The organism is Candidatus Pelagibacter sp. uisw_098 (assembly GCF_059512505.1).
Map to the genome: position 1 here is coordinate 817,020 of NZ_CM183454.1, position 14,903 is coordinate 831,922.

Sequence of the window (14,903 nt, forward strand, 5' to 3'; positions counted from 1 at the left end):
CTTCTTATTTACAATCGATATTAAACTACAGTAATAAGATCACTATTTATTAATTATACCTTAAATAATTTTGGTTTTTTTGACTTTAGTTTTTTTAGACCCACTAACTCTAATGAATAAGAACCCAAAATATAACAATATTGGCATGACCATCCATTTTTGACGCGCAGCAATTCCCCAATTTGCAGTAGTAAGTGCTAACATCAACAATAACCCTAAACTAAATATCAATAAAAAGTACCTATTTTCAGTAGGGTGGTTTAAATTAAAATTTTTTCTTTTTAGGAATATGATACTAAGAGCAGATAAGATAAAAACTGTTAGTAACAAAGCATTATCTATAGAAGATATAAGAGCTAGGGTGCTGTGAGCTTCATATGGTAATGGTCTAAAAAGATATGTAAACAATTGATATGGTAAATTCATTTTTCTAATATCTACACTTCCGCCACCATCCAAATTATACCCCTGTCTTTGTTTAACGTACTCTGTTATAGAGTCTATCGATATTGAGCTATCCCAATTGACATATCCAAGTATAAAAGGCACAGCAGATAATAAGAAAACTAAACAAATAGCAAGGTAAGTAAATTTTTTAGTAAAACTTATTGAGTTAATAATGAATATCGAAAATGTAAAAGCAACAACTGCTATACCGCATATATGTGGACGAACAACAAACATAATAAATATCGATATCAAAAACATTAAATTACGCTTCTTAAAGTCAATACTTGACCATAATAAAAGACCAGTTGCCATAAATTGTATCGAGTCTTTACCAATTGCTGAGCTCCAATAACTCATAGAAGGTACAAGAACTATGAATAATGATAATGATTTAACAAAACTAGATTTATTTTTTGTTACATGTCTTAAAGATGCATCTATAGCAATTAGTCCAATTGTACCAATAATATTATAAACTAAAAAAGTACTGATATAATTTAAACCAAACCCAACTGTTAGTAATGTGGTAAAGTAAAGAGTTGATGTTGTACCAAATGAAAATACATTTTTTTGGATTAATGACTCTGTATAATACCATATTGAGTCACCACCAATTATTGAAGTGGTAAAAATATAAGCAAAACAAAAAAAACTGTGCCATATATACAATGATAAAGCTCTAACTTTAGTTGCATTGAAATATTTTGCGCTAATTGAGATTAAATAACAACCAACAATTAATACAGCTACTATAGAGATTGAATCCCATATATTTTCAATCAAACTAACATCACTTAGATGATTTACGCTACTCATAACGATATAGATTTAAAAATTTGTACCATAGATGTCTTTTGTATTTAAATATTCAAGTACTGCAACTAAATTAAAAGAAACAAAAATATATACCATACAAATTTAAATTATTTCTATTTGACAGAAAAAATATCTAAAACAACTTTTAATTTTAGGGTAATATAAATTATAGTTTTTTTATCTATCATTTAACTCTCATACATTGAAAACAAAAATACAATAGTATTGGCATAACCATCCATTTCTGACGGGCAGAAATTCCAAAATTTGCAGTTGTATAAGATAAAATTGATAAACCAACTAAACTAAATATTAATAAAAACCATCTATTTTCAGTATGATGATTTAATAAAAATTTTTCTCTTTTTACAAATATTATGCTGAGTATAGTTATAATGAAGATTGATAATAAAAATAAATTATCTAGAGATGATAAGAAAGCAAGTGTGTTATGGGTCTCATAAGGAAGCGGTCTAAAAAGATAAGTAAATAATTGATAAATAAAATTCATTTCTCCAATATCAACAGAAGATCCACCAATCATAGTATAAGTTTGTCTTAATTTTATAAACGTAAATAAATTAGCTAAACTATAATCATAATTTTTAGAAAAACCTACAGAATCTAATACAGTAGGTAATAAAAATATTAAAGGAACAAAAGTAATTATTAAATATAATATTTTTTTTTTAAGTGACAATGAGCTGATAAACCATAATGATAGAAATAAAGAAATGATTGCTATGCCACCTATATGAGGTCTAGTTGTAAAAATTATTATTAATGAAATTAAAAATATTATATTTCGTTTTTTAAAATTAATACTAGACCACAACAAAAAACAAGTACCAAAAAATTGAATGGCATCTTTACCAATTCCTGAACTCCAATAACTTAAAGAAGGCATAAGCACTGTAAAAAGTGCTAGTAGTTTAATATATTTTGATTTATCAAAAGTTGCATGTCTTAATGAAGCATCTAAAGCAAGCAGTCCATAAGTACCAATAATATTAAATACCATAAAAGTGCTAATATATGTTAACCCAAACCCCCTTGTAAATATTGTTGTAAAATAAAGAGTTGCAGTTGTACCAAAACTAAATTCACGTTCATGAATTAGTGATGCAGTATAATAAAATATTGCGTCACCACCTATTTTTGAAGTAGTAAAAATAAAAATAGAGCAAAGAATAGTATGCCAAACATATAAAGAACAGACTCGAACTTTAGTTGTATCAAATATTTTTTCACTAAAAAAAATTAAAAAAAGTCCAATAAAAAATACAATAAATATTGAAACATAATTCCACACATTTTCTAATATTGTAAAATCACTAAGATGATTTATGTTATTCATGACTATATTAATTTATTAGTTGATATTATAATCAAATTTATTGCTTAAATACATTAGTTATAATCAAAATTTTATTTTTTTATCTGCTAATATTATCTAAAATTGATAAATTAAACTTTATCTATAATTTAAATTTTTTTATAAAACTCTTCATACCTTTTTAAAAAATTTTGTATTGAATAGTTTTCTAAATCTGATTTTAAATCTTTAACGACTATTCTGTCGTTACTTAGGTCTTCTAATAATGCATTAAGAGAGTTTTTAAGTGAATCTTTTGATCCTACCTTAAAACTTACCACAGCATTATAATGAGAAAATATATCACTGAGACCAGGAACATCAGAAATCAATATTGGTAATCCTGATGAGCGCATTTCTACGGCAACTAAACCAAAACCCTCCCATCTCGAAGGCACCACACCTATATCTGCGTCGTATAAATGGGCTTTAATATCTTCCGTATGATCAATCAATTCAACTAATGAGTTTAATGAAAATTTATTTATCAAATTTAACAATTTTTCTCTCTCTGGACCAGATCCAATTATTTTTATTTTATTAATCTTGTCTACTAAATGTGGAATTGAGGATAACAATAAGTCAATCCCTTTTTTATGGGTTAGAGAGCCAAGCACTATAATATTAAATTTTTTTTTCTTAGAAAAATTTCGAATTTTATGTTGAATTAATTCTGTGCCATTTTCAATAACAACGACTTTATCTAAATCTAAACTAGGCATGTACGAGAGTAATTCATATCTTGTAGCTTCAGATACACATATTATAGATTTAAGTGAATTATAAATAAAATATTCTATCAGGTACAAATACCATTTTTCTCGTCTTCTATTAAAAGTGTTATGTTCAGTATGTATATGAGGTATTCTAAAAATAAGAGATGGAATAAAAGTGGCATAAAGTGCTCTAGAAAGGTGAGAGTGAAATGCTAAGTTAGATTTTTTTTTATGTTGGAATGTAGTTTTACAAATACCATAACTAGCAATAAAAATTGCCCATACTGAATTATTTTTAATATCTAAAGATTTATATTTTGTATTTGTTTCAAATTTCTTATTTAATTTTTTAAAAGTTATTACTTTTATAGTGCTCGTTATTCTTTCCTGTATGTAGGAAACTAATTTTTCGGCACCACCTCCCATGTCTGAATCAATTATTTGCAGAATATTAGTTTTTTCCTGCAGAAGAATTTCTTTTTGGACAAGTTCAGTTTTCATTTCTTTTTAACTAACAGTTTATCATAGAAAAAAATTATTTCTCCAATACTTGATGCTATAAAGCGAATTATGAAATTTCCATATTTTTTATTATTTATTATGTTTTTTTTATTAGCATGTAGATTAAATCGGTAATAATTAATCAATGATTTAACATAAAGTAATGAAATTTTTGATTTGATCTCAATGCCCTGCTCTAAAAATTTTTTATACGTGGCCACTGCAGAAATTGGGTTTGAAATTCTGTTATGCTTAGACAGTCCTGTAAGACCTTGCGCTAAATACTGACTATATACTAAATGATTATTTAATATTAAAATATCTTCGTTTGGAAATGAATCAAGATACAATAATGACTCGGAAGTAAAACTATCATTTAGGACTTCATTATTATGTTTAAATTTGTAACCCGTTGAACGAATAAAAATTGAAGTATCAACATCACCAAACTTATCTTTAAATCCAAAGTAACTAATTATTTTTTGATCATACTTTTTAAATAATTTTTTTTTATAAATTTGTGCTAGATAGTGTGTGGGTGATTTGAGCATCAACCTTGGAACAAGTATTGCCTTAACACTTAATGGAATAGTTTCAATTATATTCAAAAAAGATTCAAATCTATAATTTATCAAAACATCATCATCATCAATATTTACTAACCAATCACATTGTGTTTTTTCTTCATCCATAATCTTTACTAAAGATTTAAATTTACCAATATTTTTTTGTTCAGACCAGGTAAATGAAGATTTATCTATAACTTTTTCACTAAATTTATTTAAAATAAATTTATATTCTTCAGCAGGCCCATCAATTACAACTCTCCACTTTAACGTTCTATCTGTTTTATTTATGAGTGGAATAATTATATCTCCTAATCTTTGTAATAACTCTGGTCTTTTATAGCTAGATGTAATTATTATTGTTTTCATTAAAGCTTATATTTTGAATATTTCTTCAATTTAATATTACTTTTTTTTAAAAAGATTAAATAATTTTTTAATATGCCTCATATTGCTTTTTAAATTCAGTATATGTCATTTTAAGACTACCATTTAAATTAACTTTTGATTGCCAACCAAGTATTTTGTTATTTTTCAAATCTTATTGAGGTTTTTCATATTTATTCATTTATAGTCTTCCATCAGAATCATTAGCATTAAGCACGTATTTAATATCGTATAAAATATGATCATCTTTACCATAAGATTTAATTTCATCTTGGGTTAATGATTTAAATTCATCGTGTGCAACAGCTATTATAATTGCATCATATTTTCCCTTTATTGGTTTGTTAACCATTTGAATATTGTAATCATGATTAACTTGATCTTTATTAACCCAGGGGTCATAGACATCAACATTACAATTAAAACTTTTAATTTTTTCAACTAAATCAGCTACACGAGTGTTACGATGATCAGGACAGTTTTCTTTAAATGTTAAACCCATAATAAGAACATTAGCATCCACTATATCGATTTTTTTTTTAATCATAAGTTTGGATACTTGTTGTGCTACATATATCCCCATATTGTCATTTATCTTACGTCCTGCTAAAATCATCTCTGGATGATAACCTACTTCATTGGCTTTATAAGTTAGATAATATGGATCGACACCAATGCAGTGTCCACCTACTAACCCCGGACGGTATTGTAAAAAATTCCACTTAGTTCCAGCAGCTTTTAATACCGATTCTGTATCAATATCCAATTTGTTAAAGATGAGAGCAAATTCATTAATAAGTGCAATATTTAAATCTCTTTGAGTATTTTCAATAACCTTCGCAGCTTCAGCTATTTTAATACTGCTTGTCATATGTGTGCCTGCAATAACAATCTCTTGGTATAGTTCATCAATTTCTGTAGCAATTTCTGGAGTTGAACCTGAGGTTATCTTTTTAATATCAGCTATTCTATGACTTTTATCCCCTGGATTAATACGCTCTGGTGAGTAACCACAGTAGAAATCTTTATTGAATATTAATCCCGATTGTTTCTCTAAGATTGGTACGCATATTTCTTCTGTTGCACCAGGGTAAACTGTTGATTCATAAATAACAATATCATCTTTTTTAATAATTTTACCAATTGAATCACTAGCTTTTTTTAATAAATTTAAATCTGGTTTTTTATGCTTATCAATTGGTGTTGGAACAGTAACAATAAAAATACTACAGTCTTTCAGTTCATCTGTGTTGGCGGTATAGCTTAGATGAGCTGACTTTTTAAAGTCTTGTTTGCTCATTTCAAGAGTAACGTCTATCCCCTGTTTAAGTTCTTCAATTCTTTTTTGATTTATATCATAGCCAAGTACTGTACGTTTTTTTCCAAATTCAATTGCAAGAGGTAAACCTACATACCCTAATCCAATTACAGCTATTTTTTTATTATTCATTTTTAACCTATTTTGAATTATTATATTCATTAACCAATAATAAATATAATTATTTATCTAACTTTAATTTACTACCTCATATATAATTTTTTCGAATTTCTTTGATTGAACCTGCAGTGAATATTCTTCTTCAACAAGCTTACGCCCATTCTCTCCCATAAATCGACGTAAACTTTCATCATTTAAGAGTTGACGAAGTGCCCCAACCCATTCGTCTGGTTCTTGAGCAAGAAATCCATTTTTACCATTTTCTATAATCTGTTTATTTACACCTATCGGTGATGCAACTACTGGTAACTCGCAGGCCATATATTGGATTAATTTATAACCACATTTACCCTTTTCCCATAAAGAATTTGTAAGTGGCATAATACCTACATCAAAAGATTGAATTAACTGAACCTCAGTTTCCTCTGACCATGGTAATACCTCAATTGGAAGTTCTTTCACAGTTTCTTTGTTGCAACCAACAGCCACAAAGCGAACATCAAACTCACTTGCCAGCAACTTATAAATTGATTCAATTTCTAAAAGATACTTACCTGTTGATGGTGAGCCAATCCATCCAACTACTAATTGTTTATTACAATTTGATTTAACAACTTTATATTTATTTAAGTCTACAACACTTGGAATGATCTCAATCTGATTTGCTCCAGATAACTGAGCTCTTGAAGACAGATATCTATTTCCAATAATAACTGTATTAGAAAAACGCATTATAGCATCAATTTTTTTACCTAACAATAAACGCACCAACCAATTATTATGTTTATCGTAATTATGAAAAGTCGCATCATCATAATCTACTATATAGATAATTCCTATAAAGCAAAGTAGGCGTTCCACAAAAGCAGGAATATAAGGAAATATTTCTTTATGTATTATTATTAAATCATAATTTTTTACCTTAAATAAAATTTTTACTCTATTCCAATAACCCAAAAGTATTAAGCTCCAAAGAGATTGTTTCGATTTACCCAAAACTATAGCTGATACGTATTCGTCAGAAAGTAATTGTGAAACATCGACTTGAATACCTTGTTGTTTAAAAAATGGTAAGTATTGTAGGAATCTAATACGACTACTTGAGTCTTGTCTACCTGAGTGAGTTAATAATAATACTTTCATTTTAACGACATTAGAGTTGTCAAGCTTCTTATAATGTTAATTATCTTGTTAATTTTTGATTAACTTTATTAAATAAAAGATAAGAAGCAAAAATTATTTCTTTTATTTTATTATTTACAGTTAAATATTCTTCAATAATTTTAATTTCTTTTCTACACTGTGTGCCAAGTAAATAGTTAGCATGAAGCTCTAATTCTTTACTGTCCTTGAAATTCCAAGCAGATACAATATCATCTGCATTAATATATCTTGCATAATGCTTTTCAAAACTTTTTTTATACTTTTTTGGAATCATTTTTAAAATTTTTAACCCATAATTATTATTAAATCTATCTTCATACAATTCATGTATTTCATCAATAACTTTTACTTTCACACCTGAAGCTGCAGCATAAACAAGGTGTGAACCACTGACATTTGTAATCATTTCACTTGTGCTGTAAAATATCTCAGATATTCTTGTTAATGAATTAAGATCTTTTGAGTGCGCTCCTTTTAATATCTTTACATTATCAAAATTAATTTTTTTATTAATCACATTACTGTAATCATTACCTCCTATACAAATTGCATCACAATCATATTTTTTTACAATTGTCTTCCATTTATGATAGTCCGTTTCTTGTTTAGTTACAATTGAATGAGGAGGCATAAATACTTTTTTAAAAAGAATTTTATTTCTTTTATTTTCAGTATGTGCTTTTGTATAAATATAGGGCATTCCTACCGCTATAGATTTTATATCCTCTTTCTCCAAATACTTTACAGTGTCTTCATTATTAACAAGATGAATTGGTAAATGTCTTTCCTGGCTATGTAATAATATATCACTTTTTACTTTACCACTGCCTCTAACGACTGGTGCTATTCCATGCATCCAAGTTGCATTATAACAAATAGGTAGTGATTTTTTACCAAATATCAATTTTGAAGCACCATAAAAATCTGCTTCTTGTACTAAAATTTTTTTTAAAAGTTTCATTTCAAAATTATATTCATTTAAGCTAGTTTTGGTAAGAGGTGTACTGTTTCACGTTCAATTTTAATTAGTAACATATTATATGTAATTTTCAGAGACTTTATTTGAAATTTGAAGTAATTATAAATCTAAATTGATAACAAAAATAATAGTATGAAAAAACTTAAGCCAGATGTGTTTCTTACACATTTTTTATAAAAACATGAAATCATTAAAAAATATGAAGTTATTAAAAGGTGGAGACGCAGATCGGTGGTTCTCAAGAAATTTTAATTCTCTTAATGACAATGTATCTAGTGAAAAAATAAAAAACCTTATAAAAATTAATAATTTAAAAGCAGATAAAATTTTAGAAATAGGGTGTGCTAATGGATTTAAACTAAATCTATATTCTAAATTACTCAGATCTAAAAAAAATTATGGTATTGATATATCAAAAAAAGCAATTCAACACGGTAAAAAGAATTATAAAAATTTAAATTTATTAAATATTTCCAGTTTAGAAATTGATAAAATCAAACTTGATTTTGATTTAATAATTTGTGGTTTCTATTTATATCATTTAGATAGAAATGATATCTTTCGTCAATTTGATTTAATTTGTAAAAAATTGAGTCAAAATGGTTTTTTATTAATAATTGATTTTGACCCATTATTTAAACATTCTAATAAAGATTTAAATACGAAAAATTTGATATCATACAAAATGAGTTATGATAATTTTTTAACTGAAAGTGGTTTATTTGAAGTAATGTATAAGTCTAAATCCATACCAACACACCCTAATAAGAAAAAATTTAAATCAGATACTACTTCTATGACATTATTTAGAAAAATTGATTTTCACAAAAAATATCCTGAAAATTTATAATTAAAGTATTTTAAGGAAAATAGTCCTTTTTTATTAAAATAAACTACTTCTTATACTAAAAATTTTTTTCGTTTTTTTAATCTTTTTTTATTAGTGAGTAAATTTTTTTTGAAAGACTTTCTGTGCCATTAATTGACATTTTATTTAAGGCATTTATAGAATAATTTTTTGCTAAAGTGTTATTATTCATAAGTTCAATAAGGCCCATGACAGCTGATTCTGAATTTTTTGCAACCATGGCTACTTCTTCTTTTGCTAAAGCTTCTAACTCTCTATCGTCTTTATTACTATAAGGTGAGAAAACGACTGTAGGAATACCGTATTGCAAAACCTCAAAAAATGACACTCCAAACACTGTCATTACATAGTTACTTTGAACTATTAGTTCATCAAGTTTATCTGGAGCATTATGAATAACCCAATTTAACCGAGGCTTTTTTAGTAAATTGGGCTCACTAGAAAATGGACCTTTAACCCAATGTATCTCAGTTCTTCTATCTAATAATTTATCTAATTCCATAGGGAGAGTTCTGCTTAAATTTGAAATATCACTTCCACCTGTTAAAATTAATACTTTAAACCCAGACATCCAATCTTTATGATCAAATTGTTTTTGAATTAAAAAACTATCCCATCCTGATTTTAATGTGGCAGCACAGTTAGCATGTTTACTACAATCAAAATTAAATGATGGTATCCAAAGAATATCTAAAATATTGCAATAATCAATTAGTGAATCAATAGCGATTAAACATATGTCTTTTTTTTTTAATTTTGTAAAAAAATTATCAAGATTGTTAATTTTATGCTCTGAATAAAGATCCAATATTAATGCTTTAAAATCGTTAGTTTGTAAAACACTCTCCACAGCTTGTGTAAAGATATCTGTAAATAAAAAATTATGAACATTAAAACGAGCTAACTTTTTTTTTTTAATCAAATCACCAAATATCAAAAACTCTGCAGTAATATTGTATTTTTTTCTTAGTGTTTCTGCCAAGGCTATTAATCTAGATAAATGTCCCATCCCAACATCGGCACTAACATAGCAAACTAGTAAAACTCTAAAATTATTAAAATTATTTTTCACTAACTTTAAAAGATTTGCGAACAGATTTAAAGGGTCTTAAGCCATCCAATGGATCTGTACGCCATAATCGATCATGTAATTCAGAAGGGACTGGCTCTTTTATACCATTACCATCAGCATCTTTAGCATGACGGACTTGCTTAATTAACGAACTAATTTGTTCTGGTAACCAGCAATGACCAGCTCCGAATTCTTCACCTTTACCATCTAAATCAAAATGAAATTCAACAACCTCAGCTCCCCATTTATGTATTGCACGCTGCACAACTCCAGCATCAACTGTGTGATCTGACCAGCCAACTTTACACCCAACTGAATTACGTATAGTTTTTATAGCAGATAAGTTAGCCTCTTTATATGGTGTTGGGTATGCTGATGTACAATGAAGTACTGTTGGTTCACAATTATGATCACGTAAAACTTTAACGGCATTTTTTATTTCATTTAAATTTGCCATACCAGTCGAGAGAATCACAGGTTTTCTAGTAAGCGCACAAGCTATAAGTAAATCATCCCATAGCAATTCATAAGAGGCTATTTTATAAAAATCAACATAGGGTTCTAATTCTTTAACTGCATCAAGATAGAATGGTGTGCAACTAAACTGAATTCCTTTTTCTTTACAGCGATCAGATAATAAAGGCAGAAATTCTAAAGGTAACTCCCATTGTTTTCTGCCACTAATTTCTTTTGATTTTTTAAGAATTTCTGGTGCAAATAACTCATTAATCTTGAATAATTGAAACTTGACTGCATCACAACCAACTTTTGAAGCGGTATCAATAAAATTTAAAGATCTTTCAATATTTCTCGAATGATTACTAGATACTTCTGCTATAAAAAAACTCATACCTTACTTAACCTTATTTATATTATTTGGATGACTCAAAAATTTTTTTAATTCTAACTTAATCTTTATAATTATCAATCTTTACTATTCTATCATTTTCTTTATCCACTATATAAAGCATCTCATTGCTTTTTTTACAAATTTTCACAGGATGATTCCAATTTATATCTTTTAATAACAGTGGTGATATAATTTTTCCACTATATGTAACTTTCAATACTTGGTTTTTACCCCTTACACAAAGTATCATAAAGTCCTTTAGAGGGAGTATAGATCTTATTACTTTTATTGCTTCTTTATATTGGGAAAAATCAATCTTATTTTTTAATTTAAAGGTTGAGTCAAAATGATATACAATGCACTCATCAAAATCAGCTGTAAATACATCGCCATCTTCTCTCTCACTAACACATTTCACAAGAATTCTTTTATTTTGTGATATTTTGACCATGCCAACTTGAGCAATAAGTCTTCCATTCAAATCTATTTTTATAATTCTTCTATTTAAAGTGTCTGCAATATAAAATTCAGATGAAATACTGCAATCCATATCTTGAGGATCGTTAAAGCTTAAACTGCTACTAATTGTGTTCATATACTTTGCTGACTTCAAGTCAGCAGACATTGAATAGAAATTTAATAAACAATTCGAACCTTCTCTTCTCTCTACAATAGCAAGAATATCTTGATCCTTTATTTTAATAATTGAAATAGAAGAAGGTCGATTTAAAACTTTATCTTCAGTGTTTAAAACATATAAAAATTTGAGGTTTTCATCAAAAACTTGAATAACATGATTGCTTCTATCAGCAACAAATAATAGATTTCTATAAAATGAACACCCAGATGGCCTTGACAAACTCCCTTCAAGAAATTTATCTTTTATTACAACTTCACACTTTCGTCCTTTTGAAATATTAATTTTTACAATCCGATCATTATTTTGATCACATACATAAAGATCTTCATTTAATGTAAAGCCTGATATAGGTAAATCAAAACAACCAGCGTTTTCACCTTTCCCTCCAATTTGGAACTCAAATTCCATTTTATGATTAAAAAATTGTATCAAATAATTGTCGTTATCATGAACAGCAATCAATTCCCCTACAAGATTAACATCTGTTGGATGTCTTATTTTTCCAAATCCATCTCTTCCATATTCCAAAAATTTATTAATAGATTTTTCTTTCTTATCTAAAGAGATGGTCAACACTGATGAAAGATCCCTATCGATAATCAAAAACTTATTTACCTCCAGATAAGCAAGACCGTTAACAGAAGAAATATCGGTAGTATTTGAGTAGTCAAATAATAAATAATATTCTTTAAATTGATTTGGGTTAATCACAATAACTCTCGATTGATCTAAAATTGAAATATAAATTCTGTTCGTTGTCTTACAAAAATCTATAGTTCCATATTTTTTACCAGGCAAACTTAATGATGAAATAAATCTTAAATTTTGATCAAACCAAAATAATCTACTGCAAGCATGATCTAAAATTACTAGCTGATTATTATGATTAATCAAAATTGAATGTGCGCTTTCTAAACCAATCTCATTAATATCCACTGTTTTATTTTCATTCTTATTAAGAGAGATTAATACTAATTTGACTGTTGTAGGTTTAATTAAACATGCAATAAAACCATTGTCTGATATTGCGATTGAATACGGCCTTTTAAATTTTACTAACTCTAAACACATAACTTTATTAATCTAAAATTTCTGGATATGTAACTTTATTATTTAAATATTGATTAATATAATGCTCTGGAAAACTAACATCATTTTTTTCTGATTCTCTCAACATTCTTATTGGTGGGTCCATACCTATATCTAGAACGACATAAGTATTTTTGCCTAGAATAATGTCAAATTTAATCAACCAATTTTGCATTCCTTGGTTATTAATGAATTGTTTTAATGTTTCAATGATATTCAAAGAAATAATACTTTCATGATGAATTTTGGTTTTTTCTCCAGTTAAGAAATCAAACACATTGAAACGATCTCCAAATAAATTTATCCGTAAAGAAATACCTTTAGCCTCCTCCTGTAAGACATAATATTTTCTTAGATACCTGTCCTTCCCCCAAAAAAAATTATTCCAAGGTATGTCAAACTTGTTAAAACGATAAACATAATTTGGGTTCTTGCTAAAATCTGATTTCAAATAAAACCATTCTGAGTCAGATGTTTTAATTTTATCTTTTAATTCATTTTTATTCTCTATGTTCCATGTCTTTGGAATAGGAATGTTGTTATTTAAAAAATATTTATAATATGCCGTTTTATCTAAACAAAGGTCAATAGTTTTTTCAGATGGAAATGCAATCTCAAAATAGGCTGCAAAGTTTGCTGCTCCTTTTTGTGCAAACTGGGAGGCAGCAGTAAATACCATGTCATTTTTAGAAAACTTTTCTTTTAAACCTAAGTTAATAAGACCCATAAAATCATCATAGCCAATATTATGAAATTTATCACAAAGATGTTTTCCTGGTGCATTTTTATTTAAATCTGCACCAATAATTTCCCAATTTTGATTTTTAAGAACTTCTAAATATGATACTTGATCATAATTACATCCTAAAAAAAGTAATTTTTTTCTCATTTATTTATCTTTAAAATCTTTTCTTCAAGAGATTCATTTGAATTACCTGTAAAAATTGTATAATTACGATTTGTTACCAGGTCATCTCCTTCATCATAAAAAATTGCTGTAGGTTTAATTTTAAAATTTTCTGGACAGTTTGTTTTACCTAATGCCATTTTAACTGCTAGTTCTAAGAAATTAAAAGGGAGTGCTTTTTCAAAAACTCCTTCTATCAAAAGATCCCCTCCTAAATCCAAATGAACTTCCATTAATTTTAAGACATTATGAGAGTTTGCACGAAAAGAAATCATGAGTGGTGAACATTCAATTTTAAAATTCGAGATGATTTCTTTTGCTATTTTATTTGCTTGAAATATCCAATCATTTTTATCACTAGAATGAGTCTTAAAGCCTCTACCAACTATAGAGCCATCTTTTTTTTCATTATTTAATTCATCCAATATGCAAATTGAACATAAATCACCACCTGTAACAAAACTTACAAGAACTATATCTGGTCCTTCAAGGAATTCTTCTAAGATTATTTTTCCATTAATTGTATTTTTTTTTGCATAGTCAACTGATTTTTTTAGTTTTTCTTCTGATCTAACAACACTAATTCCACTTTTTCCAATTAAACTTAATGCTGGTTTAACTACGATTGGAAAATTATTGCAAAAAACATTTTCACAATCATCTGTACTGTATATTTTATATGTAGGGGAAGGAATATTATAATTCAAACAAGATTCACGTAATTTATCTTTATTAACTAAATTTCGTGCAGACTCTATAGGTACTCCAGGAAGGTTAAAATATTTAGAGATCTTAGCAGCAGTAATAACTGGTGGGCCTGAGCTTCTATTTAAAATACCTATCCATCTATATCTGTCTTCTAATTTTTCCAATTCATTAATAACAACTTCAGCATCATAAGTACTTTGACAGATTGCCATATCAGCATATTTAAAGCCAAGTGATTTTGGATTTCTATCTATTGCAATAACTACATGTCCAAGAGACTTTGCTTTAATAATTAACTGCTCTTGCGCTTTACCAGCAGCTAAACATATTACTGCATCTTTAATTTCGTTTTTAATATTTTTGATAAACATAAGGTT

The 14,903-nt window shown here is 27.4% G+C and carries 13 protein-coding genes; 1 reads left to right on the forward strand and 12 read right to left on the reverse strand.

The window, feature by feature from the left end:
• Nucleotides 1-60: 60 nt before the first annotated feature.
• From AC5YF9_RS04420 to AC5YF9_RS04450, 7 genes are all read right to left on the reverse strand, one after another.
• A complete protein-coding gene (locus AC5YF9_RS04420; protein ID WP_496169836.1) occupies nucleotides 61-1,266 on the reverse strand; it encodes a hypothetical protein in 1,206 nt (401 codons plus the stop codon).
• A 184-nt stretch (nucleotides 1,267-1,450) separates the two neighbouring features.
• Complete coding sequence (locus tag AC5YF9_RS04425; protein ID WP_415303497.1) at nucleotides 1,451-2,623, reverse strand: hypothetical protein; 1,173 nt, start codon at nucleotides 2,621-2,623, stop codon at nucleotides 1,451-1,453.
• A 128-nt stretch (nucleotides 2,624-2,751) separates the two neighbouring features.
• Nucleotides 2,752-3,858, reverse strand: coding sequence for a glycosyltransferase family 4 protein (locus AC5YF9_RS04430; protein WP_496169838.1), 1,107 nt, complete (start codon nucleotides 3,856-3,858; stop codon nucleotides 2,752-2,754).
• Nucleotides 3,855-4,793 carry a hypothetical protein gene (locus AC5YF9_RS04435; protein ID WP_415303500.1) on the reverse strand — a complete coding sequence of 313 codons (939 nt, stop codon included), beginning with the start codon at nucleotides 4,791-4,793 and terminating at the stop codon, nucleotides 3,855-3,857. The genes AC5YF9_RS04430 and AC5YF9_RS04435 overlap by 4 nt, the downstream gene beginning before the upstream one ends.
• A gap of 199 nt (nucleotides 4,794-4,992) precedes the next feature.
• Nucleotides 4,993-6,261, reverse strand: a complete 1,269-nt coding sequence (gene tviB, locus AC5YF9_RS04440; protein ID WP_415303501.1) for a Vi polysaccharide biosynthesis UDP-N-acetylglucosamine C-6 dehydrogenase TviB — start codon at nucleotides 6,259-6,261, stop codon at nucleotides 4,993-4,995.
• A 63-nt stretch (nucleotides 6,262-6,324) separates the two neighbouring features.
• Complete coding sequence (locus AC5YF9_RS04445) at nucleotides 6,325-7,392, reverse strand: glycosyltransferase family 4 protein (RefSeq protein ID WP_415303502.1); 1,068 nt, start codon at nucleotides 7,390-7,392, stop codon at nucleotides 6,325-6,327.
• A gap of 40 nt (nucleotides 7,393-7,432) precedes the next feature.
• Nucleotides 7,433-8,374 (reverse strand): hypothetical protein, encoded by a 942-nt coding sequence (locus AC5YF9_RS04450; protein WP_415303503.1) that lies wholly within the window; start codon nucleotides 8,372-8,374, stop codon nucleotides 7,433-7,435.
• A 199-nt stretch (nucleotides 8,375-8,573) separates the two neighbouring features.
• Here AC5YF9_RS04450 and AC5YF9_RS04455 point away from each other — a divergent pair, with 199 nt between their 5' ends.
• Complete coding sequence (locus AC5YF9_RS04455; RefSeq protein WP_496169839.1) at nucleotides 8,574-9,242, forward strand: class I SAM-dependent methyltransferase; 669 nt, start codon at nucleotides 8,574-8,576, stop codon at nucleotides 9,240-9,242.
• Nucleotides 9,243-9,318: 76 nt separating this feature from the next.
• Here the strand turns inward: AC5YF9_RS04455 and AC5YF9_RS04460 are convergent, their stop codons facing one another.
• Genes AC5YF9_RS04460 through AC5YF9_RS04480 form a run of 5 tightly spaced genes read right to left on the reverse strand, consistent with a single transcriptional unit; the run spans nucleotide 9,319 to nucleotide 14,897 of the window.
• Complete coding sequence (locus tag AC5YF9_RS04460; protein WP_415303505.1) at nucleotides 9,319-10,332, reverse strand: hypothetical protein; 1,014 nt, start codon at nucleotides 10,330-10,332, stop codon at nucleotides 9,319-9,321.
• Nucleotides 10,322-11,182, reverse strand: coding sequence for an N-acetylneuraminate synthase family protein (locus AC5YF9_RS04465; protein ID WP_415303506.1), 861 nt, complete (start codon nucleotides 11,180-11,182; stop codon nucleotides 10,322-10,324). Before AC5YF9_RS04465 ends, AC5YF9_RS04460 begins: the two co-directional genes overlap by 11 nt.
• 58 nt (nucleotides 11,183-11,240) lie before the next feature.
• Nucleotides 11,241-12,893 carry an NHL repeat-containing protein gene (locus AC5YF9_RS04470; RefSeq protein ID WP_415303507.1) on the reverse strand — a complete coding sequence of 551 codons (1,653 nt, stop codon included), beginning with the start codon at nucleotides 12,891-12,893 and terminating at the stop codon, nucleotides 11,241-11,243.
• A gap of 7 nt (nucleotides 12,894-12,900) precedes the next feature.
• On the reverse strand, nucleotides 12,901-13,800 hold the full coding sequence (locus AC5YF9_RS04475; RefSeq protein WP_415303508.1) for an ATP-grasp domain-containing protein: 900 nt from the start codon (nucleotides 13,798-13,800) through the stop codon (nucleotides 12,901-12,903).
• A complete protein-coding gene (locus AC5YF9_RS04480) occupies nucleotides 13,797-14,897 on the reverse strand; it encodes an ATP-grasp domain-containing protein (protein WP_415303509.1) in 1,101 nt (366 codons plus the stop codon). Before AC5YF9_RS04480 ends, AC5YF9_RS04475 begins: the two co-directional genes overlap by 4 nt.
• Nucleotides 14,898-14,903: the final 6 nt, after the last annotated feature.